Origin of the sequence: Gordonia sp. WA4-43 (genome assembly GCF_020520305.1) — a bacterium.
GTDB lineage: Bacteria > Actinomycetota > Actinomycetes > Mycobacteriales > Mycobacteriaceae > Gordonia > Gordonia hongkongensis.
This window is the reverse complement of record NZ_CP084736.1, coordinates 3,168,153-3,182,328: the sequence shown is the minus strand read 5'-3', so window position 1 is coordinate 3,182,328 and position 14,176 is coordinate 3,168,153. Positions and strand designations below refer to the sequence as shown.

Genomic DNA, 14,176 nt, shown 5'->3' with positions numbered 1-14,176 from the left:
GGCTCGCCGGACGGTGGTGGAGGTACGCGCGGCGGCTCGGTCATCGAGAGGTGCACCGGCCTTTCCGCACGCGGGGAAACTGTGCGGCGAACGTATCAAACAACTCCGACCGGGCACCGAAATCATCCACCGGTTGACGGACGCCGTGCTACCGTGCCGAATTAGAACACGTTCTACTTTTCTGGAGGATTCATGACCGTGGAACAAGCCGGGCTCGCGGAGAAGATCGACGCGGCCGTCGACGCCTATATCGAGCTGCTCAACTCGGGTACCGCAGAGCAGATCGCCGACCTCTACGCCGCCGACGCGACCGTCGAGGACCCCATCGGCGCGGACATCCGCGACACCCGCGAGCAGCTGGTGGAGTTCTACTCGGTGATCACCGGTATGGACGAGCGCACCGCGACGCTCAAGTGGAAGAAGATCGCCGGCGACACCGCGGTCTTCGAGTTCACCCTGGTCACCAAGACCGCCGGACTCGCCTTCGAGATCACCCCCGTCGACATCATGGTCTTCGACGCCGAGGGCAAGGTGTCGACGATGCGCGCGGTCTGGCAGCAGTCGGATCTCAAACAGCTCTGACCGCGATCCCTCCGCTCCTGACAGAGCCCGGAGCTTGCGGAGGGCGCGTCAGCCTTGCTCCCTGAGGTGCGAGGAGCGCAAGCGACGAGCCACGAAGGGCCTGGTGGACGGCGGTTTCTAGCGATCCCCCAGACGTCTTGCGGGCCCTTCGTGGCTCGCTTCGCTCGCACCTCAGGGAGCAGAGAATACGGACGCTCAGGAAGGGTCAGCCCCGCCCGGTCGGCCTCAGCACGATTTCTTCGGGGTGGGCGTCGGCCGGGGTGGAGATGGCGTGCACGACTGCTCGGGCGACGGTCGCGGGACGCAGGAACCGCGACCCGTCGTACTCGTCTCCTTCGATGGCGACGATGTCGCGCTGCATGTCGGTGTCGATGCGGCCGGGGAAGACGGACGTCACCCGGAGGGTCGGTTCCTCGAGACGCAACCCGTCGGCGAGCGCTCGCGCCGCGAACTTGCTTGCTGCATAGGGGGTCCATCCGGGGTTGACCCGACGTCCCGCGCCCGAGTTGATGAACACGACTTGGCCCGCAGCCGCCCGCAGGGCGGGGAGCAGCAGCCGCGTCAGCTCGGCGGCCGCGATGAGATTCACCTCGAGGATGTGACGCCATTCCTCGACCGGCGTCTCCGCGACAGGCTCGAGGCTGCTGGCTACTCCGGCGTTGTGGACGAGGACGTCGAGCTCGGTGATCGCCTCGACCGCGGCTTCGACCTCGTCGTAGTCGGTGAGATCGACGGCGAAGGTGCTCGCGCCGTCGAGTTCGGTCGCCAGCCGATCGAGTTCGGGGGAGGGTCGTCCGCCGAGCAGGAGGTCGTGGGTCGGCGCGAGCTGGCGGGCGATCTCGGCTCCGAGGCCGCGGCTCGCCCCGGTGATCAACGCGGTGGGCACCTCTCGACCCTACTGCGAATCCGTGGGCGGCAGCCCCGTCGGGCTCGATGAGCAGACGCCGACGTCGCGGGGCACAATCGTCGACGTGGCCAGGTACGGATTCACCCCAACGCAGCTGTCGGCACGTGCCGCGTACCTGCTTCGAGGCAACGACCTGGGCACGATGACAAGCGCTGCGCCCAAGTTGTATCCGCACATGTGGAGCTGGGATGCGGCGTTCGTCACGGTCGGTCTCGCACCGTTGTCGGTGGAGCGGGCCGTCATCGAGATGGACACCCTGCTGTCGGCGCAGTGGCGCAACGGGATGATTCCGCACATCGTCTTCGCGAACGGCCGCGACGGCTACTTCCCGGGGCCGGCTCGCTGGGAGTGCGCCCGCCTCGCCGAGTGCGCGCCCGACTTCCCCGACACGTCCGGTATCACCCAGCCGCCGGTGCATGCGATCGCGGTGCAGCGCATCCTCGATCACTCCCGACGCCACGGTCGCACCACCCGCGCCGTCGCCAACGAGTTCATCGACCGGCGCTGGAGTTCGCTGGTGCGGTGGCACCGGTGGCTGGCACACGCGCGAGACCCCAACGGGCGCGGGCGGATCACCATCTTCCACGGCTGGGAGTCGGGGATGGACAACTCGCCACGCTGGGATTCCGCGTACGCCAACGTGATCCCCGGGGTGGACCTCCCCCCGTACCAACGCGCCGACCTCGATCACGTCGACGACTTCTCGATGCGGCCCACCGACCTCGAGTACGACCGCTACATCTGGCTGGTCGAACAGATGAAGCGCGCCAACTACGACGACGCGCTGCTCCCGAAGGTGATGAGCTTCGCCGTCGAGGATGTGTTCGTCAGCGCGATCTTCGCCGTCGCCTGCGACGTGCTGGCGACGATCGGCGAGGACTACTCCAAGCCGCGGTCGGACGTGCGGGATCTCCGCGCGTGGGCTGACCGGTTCCGGGCCGGGGTCGTGTCCGCCGCCAACGACCGGAACGGTGCCGCAAGGGATTTCGACCTGCGCGCCAACTCGTGGATCAACACCGAGACGATCGCGGTGTTCGCGCCGCTGCTATGCGGCGGCCTCTCCCGGGACCGCGAACGCGCGCTGCTGCGACTCTTCGACGGTCCGCGGTACTGCGGCCACCCGGATCTGCGGTATGCGGTCCCGCCGTCGACGTCACCGATCTCGGCCGACTTCCGCCCGCGCGAGTACTGGCGCGGGCCCGTCTGGCCGGTGATGACCTGGCTCTTCAGCTGGGCGTTCGCCCGCCGTGGCTGGACCGAGCGGTCGGCGCGCCTGCGCGAGGAAGGACTCCGCCAGGCCACCGACGGGACGTTCGCCGAGTACTACGAGCCGTTCACCGGGGAGCCGCTCGGCAGCATGCAGCAGAGCTGGACCGCGGCGTCGGTGCTGGACTGGCTCGACTGAGCTGGTGCGGATTCGCCACATGTTGCAGCGAATAGTGTCGTCCTGGTGCCGTTTCCGTCCCGCTGATGGCATCCCATCAGCAGGACGGAACCGGGCCCGAGGGAAGGCCCGGGCCGCCTGAGCTCTCTGCCGTGGCCGCGTTGCGGGCCGCGAGGACGCCGAAGGCCGCGGCGAGTTCGGCCGGGTATACGACTTCGACGGAACAGTCGAACCGGTTGAGCGACGCGGCCATCCCGATCCATGACCAGGAGCCGAGTTCCACACTGCAACAATCGAAGTCGAGTTCTTCGACGGTGCCGTCGCCGGCGAACGGGGCGACATCGCGGGCAGGCAGGTCGAGTATCACCTTGCCGCGGCACGGCCACGTGTCGGAATCGGTCGAGCCCTTGAACCGGGCGGCGACGAACGATGCGGGGTCTCCCGTCGGTAGATCGCGCCGAGTGAACTGCGGACCGGTGGGTACTCGCGGGCTCATTCGATCGGCACGGAAGATGCGCCAGTCGTCTCGCTCGAGATCCCACGCCACCAGGTACCAGCGTCCCCGAGCGGTCAGGAGGTGGTGCGGTTCCACCCGGCGCGGTGGTGAGACGTCGGGAACCGATGCAGTGGAACGAGAATCAGCTGACTCGGGTGAGCCGACACGGCGTGCGTAGTCGAACCGGAGGACGTGGCGGTGGTGGACGGCCCGCGATATCGCGCTCAGCACATCCGGCCCAGCCAGATCGGTCTCGGGGCCACCGGCGGTGACGGGGAGCGCATCGAGACGATGGCGGAGACGGGAGGGCATGAGTTGCCGGACGGTCGCCAGCGCACGTGCGGCCGGCTCACCGACATCCACACCGGTGGCGCTCGCGGTCTGCAGGGCGAGCGCGAGGGCGACCACCTGGTCGTCGTCGAAGAGCAGCGGCGGCAACTCCGCGCCGGCCTCGAGTCTATAACCGCCCTCGGGTCCCATCGTCGCCTGGATGTTGTAGCCCATGTCGCGCAGACGGTCCACGTCCCGTCGGATGGTGCGGTGGCTGACCTCCAGACGGTCGGCCGGCAGCGCGCCGGGCCAGTCCCGCCGCGTCTGCAGCAGAGACAGCAGCCGTAGGTGCCGGGCGGTCGGTGTGCGCACCAGACAAATGTAGTTCGCAGTGGCGGACACAAGGTGACCTACTCACGGGCGATCGTCGTCTGTGCGACCGAGAATCGGTCGGCAACGCGACACACATCCAGGAGAATGATGATCACCACCACCACGCACCTCAACTTCCGTGGCGATGCACGCCCGGCCCTGGAGTTCTACCGGTCGGTCTTCGGCGGCCAGATGGTCATCCGGACCTACGGCGACTTCGGGATGCCCGCCGAGGCGCCCGGTGCTGACGACGTGGTCTTCGGATCGGTCGTATCAGACAACGGGTTCCGAGTGATGGCGTATGACGTTCCGGGTCCGGCGGGTGTTTCGGCAGACGTTGCCGGCACGACGAGACGCGAGAACGGGATGACGGTCACCGACGCGTCCTTCTTCGTCTCCGTCCGAGGGGAGACCCTCGACGAAGTGCAGCAGTTCTGGGACGGGCTGTCCGTCGGGGCGTCGACCGTCGAACCGCTCGCCGCGTCGCAGTGGAGTCCCGGTTTCGGCATGCTGACCGACAGATTCGGGGTCACCTGGGTCCTCGACGTCGCGTCCTGACGCGTGCCCCGGTCCGTGCGGTGCGGACGCTCGAAGTCCGTACCCCGGGCCGGGGCGACCCATCGTGGGCGGTCACACCGAGAAGAAGCTCGCGAAGCGCTCGCGGCGAGCGCTTGCTTTGCGTCGCCGATGAATCTCGGGGTTCTCGTCCTGGTCGGCGACGACGACGATCGACGCCGGGACCCATGTGGCCGCCAGCGAGATGATCATCGACCGCACCGCTGAGGAGGTGGAACGCGGGCCCGAGCGTCCGTGTCGGCGTCGCCGGAGTCGGCGGTCTGGGACCCCTCGCCGTGAAGTTCGCGGTGGCGCTCTGCGCCGAGGTCACGGCGTGCACCTCGACCGCCGCCAAGGTCCCCGATGGCCGGGCGCTCGGAGCGCACACGGTGGCGGTGGCCACGTCGCCCGACGACTTCGCCGCGGACGTCGAGGTGTTTCCTTCGAGCCAGGTCGACGTCGCGCTGGACCGCCTTCGCCGAGGGGAGGTGCGGCACCGCTTCGTCCTCGACATGAGTGACCTCTGATCACAGCTCCCGCATCCGACGGCACACGTCGTCGTAGACGTCCACGAGTGGCCGGGGCGTCCCCGACGACCCGGGACGCTCGTTGATCTCTACCCATTCCTCGAAGGCGCACTGCACCTCGAGATTGGCGATCTCCAGGATCATCCGTAGCTGACCGCGAGTTCGCGCCGAGCTGCGGTCGCCCAGGGCCTCGGGCCGTCGGCGTGACTTGTCGGCGTAGCGGCCGAGGGCGGCTCGGCTCAGGGTGGGTGTCGCGAGTACGAGTTTCTGCACGCGCATGAAATGGGCGGACACGTCGTCGCTGCGATCACCGAACCCCTCCAGGAGCTGCCGGTAGACGCCCTCGATGTCGGCGAGCGACAGGGCATCGGGGTCGGTGCCGGCCAGATGGTCGTCGAGTGCCTGGTCGAAACCGAAGCGGTCGAAGAGCACGCACTCTTCCTTGGTCGGGAAGTACCGGAAGAACGTACGCGGTGAGACCCCGGCGGCGGCCGCGATCTCGTCGACCGTCGTCTCGTCGAATCCGTTGCGCTCGAACAGTTCCACTGCGGCCTCGTGGATCTCCAGGCGCGTCGCATCTCGACGGCGGGCCCGCAGCCCGCCGGTCTCGGAGGATTCCGGCATGGGTCGAGACTAGCGGTCGACCGGCGCGGGTGTCAGTCGGTGCCAGTCTGGCAGGCTCTGCCACTTTCCGGTAGCGTCGCCGTGTGATCGACCCGGACCACCACAGCGATGAGAGAACGACAGTGACCGAGAACGCCGCCCTCCCGGGCACCGACACCAGAACCGACACCGACACGGATCGCAGCGCCGTGCTGCTCATCGGCGTCCTGCTGGTCGCGGCCTTCGTGGTGATCCTGAACGAGACGATCCTGAGCGTCGCGTTGCCCACCCTGATGGCCGACCTCGAGATCACCGCCGCCACCGCGCAATGGCTCACCAGCGGGTTCCTGCTGACGATGGCGATCGTCATCCCGATCACCGGCTACCTGATGCAGCGATTCACCCTGCGATCGATCTACATCGCGGCGATGACGTTGTTCACGATCGGCACCCTCGCCGCCGCCCTCGCGCCGGGCTTCGAACTCCTGATCGTCGCCCGCGTGGTGCAGGCGTCCGGCACCGCGCTCATGGTCCCGCTGCTGATGACGACGATCCTGAACGTCGTCCCGGAGCAGAATCGGGGCCGCACGATGGGACTGGTCTCCATCGTCATCGCCGTTGCGCCGGCGGTCGGTCCGACGGTGTCCGGCCTGATCCTGCAGTCCCTCAGCTGGCGAGCCATGTTCTGGATCGTGCTGCCCATCGCGATCGGTGCGCTGATCCTCGGCGGGGTGTTCGTCCGCAACGTCACCGAACGGCGGCCCGCGCAGCTCGACCTCATCTCGGTCCCGTTGTCGGCTCTCGGCTTCGGCGGTGTCGTCTACGGTCTCAGCAGTATCGGGGAGTCGGCGGGTGGGCATGCCCCGATCCCACCGTGGGTGCCACTCGTCATCGGCGCCGTCGCGCTCGCGTTGTTCGTCGTGCGGCAGCTCAAACTCGCCGATCGGGGATTGGCGCTGCTCGACCTGCGGACCTTCGCGATCGCACCGTTCCGCTTGGCCGTCGTGCTGATGGCCGGGTTCATGCTGACGCTCTTCGGCGCACTCATCCTGCTTCCCCTCTTCCTGCAGAACGTGATGGGCAAGGACGTCCTGACCACCGGCCTCGTGCTCCTGCCCGGTGGCCTGGTGATGGGTCTGTTGGCGCCGTTCGTCGGTGCCTTGTTCGACAAGGTGGGTGCACGACCACTGGTGCTACCGGGCACCTTGGCCGTCAGTGCCGGCACGTGGCTGCTCACCACGCTCGACGCCGGGTCGTCGTTGGGCATGGTGATCGCGGCTCACGTGATCCTCAGTGCTGGTATCGCTTTCGGTCTGACGCCGCTCATGACCTCGGCGCTGGGATCGCTGAGTCCCGAGCTGTACTCGCACGGCAGCGCGACCGTCAGCACCATCCAGCAGGTCGCGGGAGCGGCCGGCACCGCGCTGTTCATCACACTTATGTCCCGGGGTACACAGTCGGCCATCGACGACGGGGTGAACCCGCTGCAGGCGGGGGCCGACGGCATTCATCTGGCCTTCGTCGTCGCGGCCTGCCTGTCGCTTGTGCTCATCGCAGCGGCCGCGCTCGTCCGTGGCCGAACGGGTGCGCCGGCGGCCCGGGCCGCCGAGTCGGCCTAGCCGCTCGACCGTCGGCCCGGCCGGCTCACCGGGTCCGGTAATCCAGCAGACCGGACCAGAACTCGTCGGGGATCTCGTCGCCGGCGCGCAGCACCTGCGCCAAGCCGGCGGCCATGAAGGCGCCGAGCAGACCGAGCCACAGCCCGGACATCGAGATCGTCACCCAGGCGATCACGACAGCGGCAGGCCACGGGTCGAGGATCAACAAGAGCGGCGCGAAGAAGAAGCCCGCCCCGATGAACCACGAGGACAGGGCGCGGTCGCACCGCATGACCGCGGTCAGCCACCGCGGACTCGAGCCCGTGGGCGCGAGGAGAGCAGCGGGTCTTCTGCCGACGGCGGTCGGTCGGTCGGTCATCGGACACCTCCTCTGCGGATCGTCGTGATCCCAGTGTCGGCGTCAGACGTCGTGAGAGCCACTACCTCTCAGGTAGTCGCCGCACCCGGATGTCGTGTGCGAGTGCCACCGCATCGTCGGGTCAGGCCGTCGTCCGGTGCTCTTCGTTCGGGTGTGCGTGCGGAAAGCCGATGGATTGCAGTCGATTCAGTGCATGGGTACGGGCCCGGTGCTGGTTGCCCGGCGGCGGCACGTAGACACCCGCCCAGATCCCGGTCAGGTGAGTCGGATCGTCCAGGGCGAGGCGGGCGCAGCGCGAACGGATCGGACAGCGGACGCACCCGTCGACAGCGTGCCGATTGGCCAGGCTCCGGGCACCGGCGGCCTGCTCCGGGAACCAGGCGTCCGGGTTCGAGGTACACGTGGGTCGCATGTCAGGCACCTCGCCGACACCGACGCGCACTTCGTCCACAACCTGTCGTGCTGGTTGCGCCGGCAACCGTCACCCACTGACGCCGATGGCCCATTGATCCCTCCGATCAAACTGAGAACGTATGTTGTCAGAGTCTGGTCGAAGGTGCAACACCGATCGTGAATCACGTTGCCGCGCTGTCGCAGTCGTGCCTGGCAGGCCCGCGGAGTGGAGACATGAGACGGCGCCCGGCTGGGTTCTCAACCGGGCGCCTGGGCCGGGTCGCTCGCATGCGGCGGAACCGGCTTGCCGACCGCGGTACCCGACCGACCAGGGGCCGAAACGGTGAGCACCAGCGGCTCGATGCCTGCGTGCCCGTCCGATCGCCCTGCACGGGACGGGCCGGTTCCGTAGCACGCCATTACAGCGCCGTCACACCTACGAAACACGACGCTTGTTTCATAACAGGGGACAAAGTCCACTACGGGGAGTCGCGGCGATTGGGCCGCGGACCCCGGATGTCGTCGACGTACCGCCGCCCGCGAGTACGCCCAGATCGAACCTGTGAAGGAGCATCGTGACCATCGAGAGTGCCAAGGCCCTGGAGTTCCGCGTGACCAGCGGCGGATACGAGGATCTGCCGAAGATGCCCGAGGCGGAGTACCCGGGCACCGAGGGCTTCATCGGCGACGTCTACGAGAACCCGGACGGAAGCCCGATGTGCAGCGGGTACTTCGAGCTGCGCCACACCGACGAACCGCTGTACTACGAGTACGAATACGACGAGATGAAGGTCGTGCTCGAAGGCGAGTTCCTCCTGGAGAACAAGGAGACCGGGCAGAAGACCGTGGCCAAGGCCAAGGACGCGATCTTCTTCCCGAAGGGGTCCAAGATCTACTTCAGCACCCCCGACTACGCGCTCGCCTTCTACACCGGGTTGCGCGACGCCACCCTCCTCTGAGTCGCTGCCATGTCGCAGATCGACTTCTCCAGCGTGCCGACGTGGGCACGTCCCGGCGTACCGATCGAGGCGACGACGCCCGCGCCGACCGGCAACTCGTACGTCCTGGTCGGTGTCGGGAATGTCGCCGAAACCCTGGCTCGCTGGGAGTCATCACTACCTCCACGTGCCACCACGCGTATCCACGGGGATACCGACTCGGTCGCCGCCCAGCTCGGCAGCACCCTCGGCGAAGCCGTTGTCGGCGTGCGAGTCTGGATAGCGGCGGAGCCGGGATCGGCACTGACACTGCGCGCGGTCGCGCTCGGTGCCGGACTCGAGGACGACGAGATCGCCGTCGTGCCGCTGACTTCCGCGCCGCAGTCCGTCGTGCAGATCTTCTGCGCACACTGCCGATCGGTCACCCGCGCGGCCGCGGCCGTCGATGACATCGTCGGGTGCGTCGGTTGCCGTCGCGACCTGCGCGTGTACCACCATGTCTCGCGTCGAACCGGACAATATCTGGGTTTCATGGCCGACGCCGAGACCGCCCAGTCGGCCTGTCCGGGAACCGGACCAGGCGAGGTACCCACCCTCACGAAGGATCCCTCATGAACACCGGAGTGGCCGAGATGAGCAGCCCCGAGTCCGTCGTGCGTCCCGGAGCCGGCGCGACGACGCTGGAACTCGTCGTCACGGCTGTCGACGCCCCCGCCCGAGACATCCGCGCGATCACCTTTTCCGACCCCGGCGGCAACGTGCTGCCCGGTTACATCCCGGGCAGTCACGTCGTCGTGCACGGGGGTGCCTTCACCAACGCCTACAGCCTGACCGGCGACGGCGCGCATCCGTTGCACTACTCGATCTCGGTGCTCCGACTCGATGACGGCAAGGGCGGATCGCGTTGGTTGCACGACGAACTCGAGGTCGGCGCAACGGTGTCGGTGGGGTTGCCGCGCAGCGCGTTCGCTCCGGTCGCCCGGGCGCGTAAACATCTCCTGATCGCCGGCGGAATCGGGATCACGCCGATGATGTCCCACCTTCGGTCGGCGGCTCGCTGGCGCCGGGATGTGCAACTGCTGTATGTCTTCCGTGATTCGGCGGCCGCCCACCTCGACGAGGTCACCGCACTCGCCGGACCCCGTGCCGAACTGTTCACCGACCGGCACTCTTTCGCCGATCGACTCGCACAGACCCTGCGTACCCAGCCGATCGGTACCCACCTGTACGTATGCGGTCCGGCGGCGATGATCGACGCGGTCACTGCTGCGGCGGTGGACGCCGGTTGGCCGGAATCGCGGATTCATCTCGAGCGGTTCGGGATCGACGCTCTCGACGCCGGCGACCCCTTCCGTGTGGAGCTGACCGCTTCCGGGCGGACGGTCGATGTACCGGCGGGGACGAGCATGCTCGAGGCTCTCGAGAACGAGGGCATCGTCGTGCCGAATCTCTGCCGGCAAGGCGTGTGCGGTGAGTGCCGCATCCCGCTCGCCGGCGGTATCCCGGTCCACCGCGATCTCTACCTCACCCCCGAGGAGAAGGACGCGGGCAACGCCATCATGCCGTGCGTCTCGCGCGCTTCGGCCGCCAGCACCCTGGAGGTTCCCCTGTGACAGACACTCTCGACCCGGGCGGAGCGACGACGACGGTCGCGCCAGATCTCGTCGCGGGCTTCCCGTTCCCGTTCCCCGAGGACCGCTATCGTTACAGCACGAATGTCGAGCCGGCCCGGACCCCGGTGACCACGGCGGCCGGCGAGTGGGGGACGTCGGTTGTCGACATCGATTCGGAGTACCGCACCGAGATCGATCAGCGCGCGGTGATCCTGGCCGCCGATCCCACCCGCCATGCTGTGTTGCCGCATATGGTCCCGGCCGCGTGGGACGCGATGTTGACCGTCATGGGCGAGCTCGCCGCGACCTGTCCCGGGTTCCGGCTCGCGTCGACCGGACCCGACACCTGGTTGTGGCACAACGAAATCCTCGGGATCGAGCAACACTTCCGATACGGTGACCCGGCGTCACTTCCCGAGGAACCGTTGCGCTACATCAGCTCTCAGGTCCAGGAGGACATCGCCCTTCTGGATCAGCGCAATGGGCAACTCCACGTCGATGCCGGGGTCGTCACCTTCGCCGCCGATTGGAGTTTCGGGTTCGACGTCGGGATGAGCTTCCTCGAGATCCACGGACCGGTGCCGCGCATCCACCCCGAAGGCGTCATCACCCGTGCGCACGAGTTCCTCAAGCGCCTCCAACCTCATCAGCCGTATCGACGAACCAACTGGACGTTGACGATCGACCGCAGGCTCGACGTCTCGACCGAGATCTATCACAAGTGGGGACCGGACCGGGAGGTCATCCAACAGGTCCCCGACGACGAGTTCGGCAGGCGGGTACACCTCCGCGTCGAAGTGCAACACCTCATCCGGCTGCCGGATTCGGGTGCGGTGATGTTCCTCATCCGGACGTACATGCTTCCGCTCGCGCAACTCGCCACCGTCGAGGTCTGGCGCCGACGCACCGCGGAGGTGTTGGCCGAATTGCCCGGCGACATGGCCGATTACAAGGGCATCATCAAGTTCCGGGATCGTGCGGCGCAGTGGCTGCGCGCGGCCGCACCGGCGACGCAGGAGACCACCGGGGCCGGCATGCCGCGGTGGCCCGCCTCGCCCCCGGCCGTCGACACCACCGGGGCGGCGTTCCTCGTGGTGGCGATCGGCGACGATCCGGCAGCCGCGCACGTGTCACGGAACTGGGTGGCGGCCGCCGAGGCCGCCGGAGGGACGCGGTTGGTGGTCCTGGACTCACTGGGCGACGCGGTCGACAGATCGGCGTTGCAGTCTGCTCTGGACGAGTGCCGCACCGGTACCCGAGTCCTGGTCACCGGCGGGCAGTACGACGTCATGACGGCACTCGCCATGGCGCGTAACGCGGGGGCGGTGGCGGCCGAACTGTCGTGCTATGTCACGCACACCCGCGACCTACCGCTCTACTGCGCGCATTGCCGCGAGACCTTTCGCGCCGAGGCCGTTGTCGGCGGCGTCGTCGCGTGCCCCGGTTGCGCTCGGGATCTCGAGGTGCACGAACACCATTCACCGGTGATGGGCAGCTTCCTGGCCTCTGCGGTCGGCGGCGACGAATGACCGCGGTCGCCGTAGGGCAGTACCCGGCCCACCTTCATCCGGCCTATGCCACCGGTCCGCGACCGATGCGTGTCATGTCCGTGCGACAACTCACCGACGAGGTCACGCATTTCCGGTTCGGCCCCGTCGACGACGCCCACGCGGTCCTGACCGCGTACCAGCCGGGCAGCCATCTCATCATCTCGGCCGGCGGACAGCGGAATGCCTACTCGCTCGTCGACGACGGGATGTACCCGACCAGCTACGGCATCTCGGTGTTGCGACGTGGTGCGGGCGGTGGTTCGGATTGGTTGCACGACAACCTCGTCGTCGACGCCGTCATCGAGATCGAGGGTCCGCGTTCGATGTTCCCGCCGGTGCTCGATCAGCGCGGCGCATTGCTGATCGCGGGCGGAATCGGGGTCACTCCGGTGCTGTCGCACGCCCGTGCCCTCGCTCGGGACGGGCGTCGGGCCGACATCGTCTACTCCTATCGGCGTGGATGCGGTGCGCACACCGAGGACCTGCGGGCGCTCGCCATGCAACCCTCCGTGACGCTGCAGGAGGTGTCCGGGGCCGCGGCCACCATGCGGGTGATCGCTGAGCGATTGCGGGCGCAGCCGCTCGGAACGCACGCCTATGCCTGTGGTCCCACGTCACTCCTGGAGGCGTACACGCGGCTCGCGGAGGACGCCGGATGGCCCAGCGCGCGAGTACATCTCGAACGTTTCACCGCCCCCGAACAGGATCCCGGCGATCCCTTCACCGTGACGGTGGCGTCTTCGGGCCTCCGCATCGACGTGCCACCGGGTGTGTCGCTGCTGCAGCGGTTGCTCGACAACGGCGTCCCGGTGCCGAGTCTGTGCCGCCAAGGCGTGTGCGGCGAATGCCGAATCCCGGTGCGAAGCGGCCGAATCGAGCACCGCGACTTCGTACTGACCGACGACGAGAAGACCGTGGGCGACGCCATGCTGTGTTGTGTCTCGCGCGGTCAGGACATCGAGGTGGACCTGTGAGCATCGAATCGTTCCCGACCCGTCGGGTCGACCACCTGGCGAACCTGCCGTGGCCGTTTCCGGACGAAATGGAGGAGTTCTCCTACAGCGTGAACGTCGAACCGGCACGCATCCCGCGTCCGACCCGGGCCGGCGAATGGGGCAGGCACCTCGTCGATCTCGGCGGCGCCGAGTATCCGGAGATCATGGCCGAGCGACGGCGGATCCTCGACGCCGATCCGACACGCGTCCGTGTGCGCCCGGGGATGGAACTGGCCTCCTGGGATCTGCTGTTGTACTACCTGCGCGATCTCGGTCACGCCTACCCCGCGGCGATGGAGCTCACCGAACACGCTGACGGTCGATTCCGTTGGTGCAACCGGCTTCTGGGTACGGATCAGGAGTTCGTCCTGGGTGATCCGGCCACCCTTCCCTACGGCCCCATGGAATTCCTGGCGCGTGAGGTACCCGACGACCTGCTGCTCGTCACCGAACGCGACGGGCACCTGTACTTCGACGCCGGCGTGGTCACCTTCGCCGCCGCGTGGTCGGTGTCCTTCGACGTCGGGATGGACATGTACGAGATCCACGCGCCCGTTCCCCGCATGCTCCGCGAAGGCATCGTCGCCCGCGCCGAACAGTTCCTGCGGAGGCTACCCGCAGACCAGGTGTACCGCAGGGTGAACTGGACGCTGTCGGCGTCGGACTCCCACAAACTCGACGTCAGCCTCGAGGAGCTGCCGGAGTGGGCGGCCGACGTCGCGGGCATGATCGCCGACGGCGATTTCGGTCGCGCGCGACTGCGCATCGAGCTGGAACACTTCGTCCGGTTGCCGATGTCGGGTGCGGTGACGTTCAATATCCGGACATTCATGGCCTCGCTCGAGGACGTGAAGCGCATACCCGAGTGGGCCGGTCAATTGGCGACCGTCATCGAGACGCTCGGCGAGGACATCGCCGCCTACAAGGGTTTTCTCGACTATCGCGACAACGTCGTCGCATACCTCCGCGGTCAAAGTCGCCCGTGAGCCCTGGTCCCGTAACACCCGACTTCTC

General features: G+C 67.7%; 17 protein-coding genes. 11 read left to right on the top strand and 6 right to left on the bottom strand.

Annotated elements, in window-relative coordinates:
• Positions 1–192 precede the first annotated feature (192 nt).
• Positions 193–582, top strand: a complete 390-nt coding sequence (locus LEL84_RS14185) for a nuclear transport factor 2 family protein (protein ID WP_064572124.1) — start codon at positions 193–195, stop codon at positions 580–582.
• A 205-nt stretch (positions 583–787) separates the two neighbouring features.
• On the opposite strand, the gene LEL84_RS14180 is transcribed toward LEL84_RS14185, so the two are convergent.
• Complete coding sequence (locus LEL84_RS14180; protein WP_226511968.1) at positions 788–1,468, bottom strand: SDR family oxidoreductase; 681 nt, start codon at positions 1,466–1,468, stop codon at positions 788–790.
• Between the two features lie 85 nt (positions 1,469–1,553).
• On the opposite strand from LEL84_RS14180, the gene ggh reads away from it, so the two are divergent.
• Complete coding sequence (gene ggh, locus LEL84_RS14175) at positions 1,554–2,894, top strand: glucosylglycerate hydrolase (RefSeq protein WP_058252975.1); 1,341 nt, start codon at positions 1,554–1,556, stop codon at positions 2,892–2,894.
• A 76-nt stretch (positions 2,895–2,970) separates the two neighbouring features.
• Here ggh and LEL84_RS14170 read toward each other — a convergent pair whose 3' ends face one another.
• A complete protein-coding gene (locus LEL84_RS14170; RefSeq protein ID WP_226511967.1) occupies positions 2,971–4,011 on the bottom strand; it encodes a helix-turn-helix transcriptional regulator in 1,041 nt (346 codons plus the stop codon).
• 105 nt (positions 4,012–4,116) lie between these two features.
• Between LEL84_RS14170 and LEL84_RS14165 the strand changes: the two genes are divergently transcribed.
• Positions 4,117–4,569 (top strand): VOC family protein, encoded by a 453-nt coding sequence (locus tag LEL84_RS14165; protein ID WP_137809183.1) that lies wholly within the window; start codon positions 4,117–4,119, stop codon positions 4,567–4,569.
• 72 nt (positions 4,570–4,641) lie between these two features.
• Here LEL84_RS14165 and LEL84_RS14160 read toward each other — a convergent pair whose 3' ends face one another.
• On the bottom strand, positions 4,642–4,779 hold the full coding sequence (locus tag LEL84_RS14160) for a hypothetical protein (RefSeq protein ID WP_159371731.1): 138 nt from the start codon (positions 4,777–4,779) through the stop codon (positions 4,642–4,644).
• Between the two features lie 83 nt (positions 4,780–4,862).
• Here LEL84_RS14160 and LEL84_RS14155 point away from each other — a divergent pair, with 83 nt between their 5' ends.
• The gene (locus LEL84_RS14155) at positions 4,863–5,093 is read left to right on the top strand and encodes a hypothetical protein (RefSeq protein ID WP_137809184.1); all 231 of its coding nucleotides are present in this window, start codon (positions 4,863–4,865) and stop codon (positions 5,091–5,093) included.
• Here the strand turns inward: LEL84_RS14155 and LEL84_RS14150 are convergent, their stop codons facing one another.
• Positions 5,094–5,717: a TetR family transcriptional regulator gene (locus LEL84_RS14150; RefSeq protein ID WP_137809185.1), complete on the bottom strand. Its 624-nt coding sequence runs from the start codon at positions 5,715–5,717 to the stop codon at positions 5,094–5,096.
• 122 nt (positions 5,718–5,839) lie between these two features.
• Between LEL84_RS14150 and LEL84_RS14145 the strand changes: the two genes are divergently transcribed.
• Positions 5,840–7,315 (top strand): MDR family MFS transporter, encoded by a 1,476-nt coding sequence (locus LEL84_RS14145; protein WP_226511966.1) that lies wholly within the window; start codon positions 5,840–5,842, stop codon positions 7,313–7,315.
• Between the two features lie 25 nt (positions 7,316–7,340).
• On the opposite strand, the gene LEL84_RS14140 is transcribed toward LEL84_RS14145, so the two are convergent.
• Together LEL84_RS14140 and LEL84_RS14135 are read right to left on the bottom strand one after the other, a co-directional pair.
• A complete protein-coding gene (locus LEL84_RS14140) occupies positions 7,341–7,673 on the bottom strand; it encodes a hypothetical protein (RefSeq protein ID WP_137809187.1) in 333 nt (110 codons plus the stop codon).
• Between the two features lie 121 nt (positions 7,674–7,794).
• The gene (locus LEL84_RS14135) at positions 7,795–8,085 is read right to left on the bottom strand and encodes a WhiB family transcriptional regulator (RefSeq protein ID WP_137809188.1); all 291 of its coding nucleotides are present in this window, start codon (positions 8,083–8,085) and stop codon (positions 7,795–7,797) included.
• A gap of 556 nt (positions 8,086–8,641) precedes the next feature.
• Here LEL84_RS14135 and LEL84_RS14130 point away from each other — a divergent pair.
• Genes LEL84_RS14130 through LEL84_RS14105 form a run of 6 tightly spaced genes read left to right on the top strand, consistent with a single transcriptional unit; the run spans position 8,642 to position 14,148 of the window.
• On the top strand, positions 8,642–9,025 hold the full coding sequence (locus LEL84_RS14130) for a cupin domain-containing protein (protein WP_058252945.1): 384 nt from the start codon (positions 8,642–8,644) through the stop codon (positions 9,023–9,025).
• 9 nt (positions 9,026–9,034) lie between these two features.
• Positions 9,035–9,619 (top strand): dimethylamine monooxygenase subunit DmmA family protein, encoded by a 585-nt coding sequence (locus LEL84_RS14125; protein ID WP_065631124.1) that lies wholly within the window; start codon positions 9,035–9,037, stop codon positions 9,617–9,619.
• Positions 9,616–10,617, top strand: a complete 1,002-nt coding sequence (locus LEL84_RS14120) for a PDR/VanB family oxidoreductase (RefSeq protein ID WP_226511965.1) — start codon at positions 9,616–9,618, stop codon at positions 10,615–10,617. Before LEL84_RS14125 ends, LEL84_RS14120 begins: the two co-directional genes overlap by 4 nt.
• On the top strand, positions 10,614–12,146 hold the full coding sequence (locus tag LEL84_RS14115; RefSeq protein ID WP_226511964.1) for a heme-dependent oxidative N-demethylase family protein: 1,533 nt from the start codon (positions 10,614–10,616) through the stop codon (positions 12,144–12,146). Before LEL84_RS14120 ends, LEL84_RS14115 begins: the two co-directional genes overlap by 4 nt.
• Positions 12,143–13,141, top strand: coding sequence for a PDR/VanB family oxidoreductase (locus LEL84_RS14110; protein ID WP_226511963.1), 999 nt, complete (start codon positions 12,143–12,145; stop codon positions 13,139–13,141). The genes LEL84_RS14115 and LEL84_RS14110 overlap by 4 nt, the downstream gene beginning before the upstream one ends.
• Entirely contained in the window at positions 13,138–14,148 is a 1,011-nt protein-coding gene (locus tag LEL84_RS14105; protein WP_165629345.1) for a heme-dependent oxidative N-demethylase family protein, read from the top strand. The genes LEL84_RS14110 and LEL84_RS14105 overlap by 4 nt, the downstream gene beginning before the upstream one ends.
• Positions 14,149–14,176 lie beyond the last annotated feature (28 nt).

Bases quoted from the DNA above. Each gene is read 5' to 3' on its own strand.
- LEL84_RS14185 (WP_064572124.1), top strand. From the start codon at position 193: ATGACCGTGGAACAAGCCGGGCTCGCGGAGAAGATCGACGCGGCCGTC.
- LEL84_RS14165 (WP_137809183.1), top strand. From the start codon at position 4,117: ATGATGATCACCACCACCACGCACCTCAACTTCCGTGGCGATGCACGC.
- LEL84_RS14160 (WP_159371731.1), bottom strand. From the start codon at position 4,779: ATGATCATCTCGCTGGCGGCCACATGGGTCCCGGCGTCGATCGTCGTC.
- LEL84_RS14150 (WP_137809185.1), bottom strand. From the start codon at position 5,717: ATGCCGGAATCCTCCGAGACCGGCGGGCTGCGGGCCCGCCGTCGAGAT.
- LEL84_RS14140 (WP_137809187.1), bottom strand. From the start codon at position 7,673: ATGACCGACCGACCGACCGCCGTCGGCAGAAGACCCGCTGCTCTCCTC.
- LEL84_RS14135 (WP_137809188.1), bottom strand. From the start codon at position 8,085: ATGCGACCCACGTGTACCTCGAACCCGGACGCCTGGTTCCCGGAGCAG.
- LEL84_RS14125 (WP_065631124.1), top strand. From the start codon at position 9,035: ATGTCGCAGATCGACTTCTCCAGCGTGCCGACGTGGGCACGTCCCGGC.
- LEL84_RS14120 (WP_226511965.1), top strand. From the start codon at position 9,616: ATGAACACCGGAGTGGCCGAGATGAGCAGCCCCGAGTCCGTCGTGCGT.
- LEL84_RS14110 (WP_226511963.1), top strand. From the start codon at position 12,143: ATGACCGCGGTCGCCGTAGGGCAGTACCCGGCCCACCTTCATCCGGCC.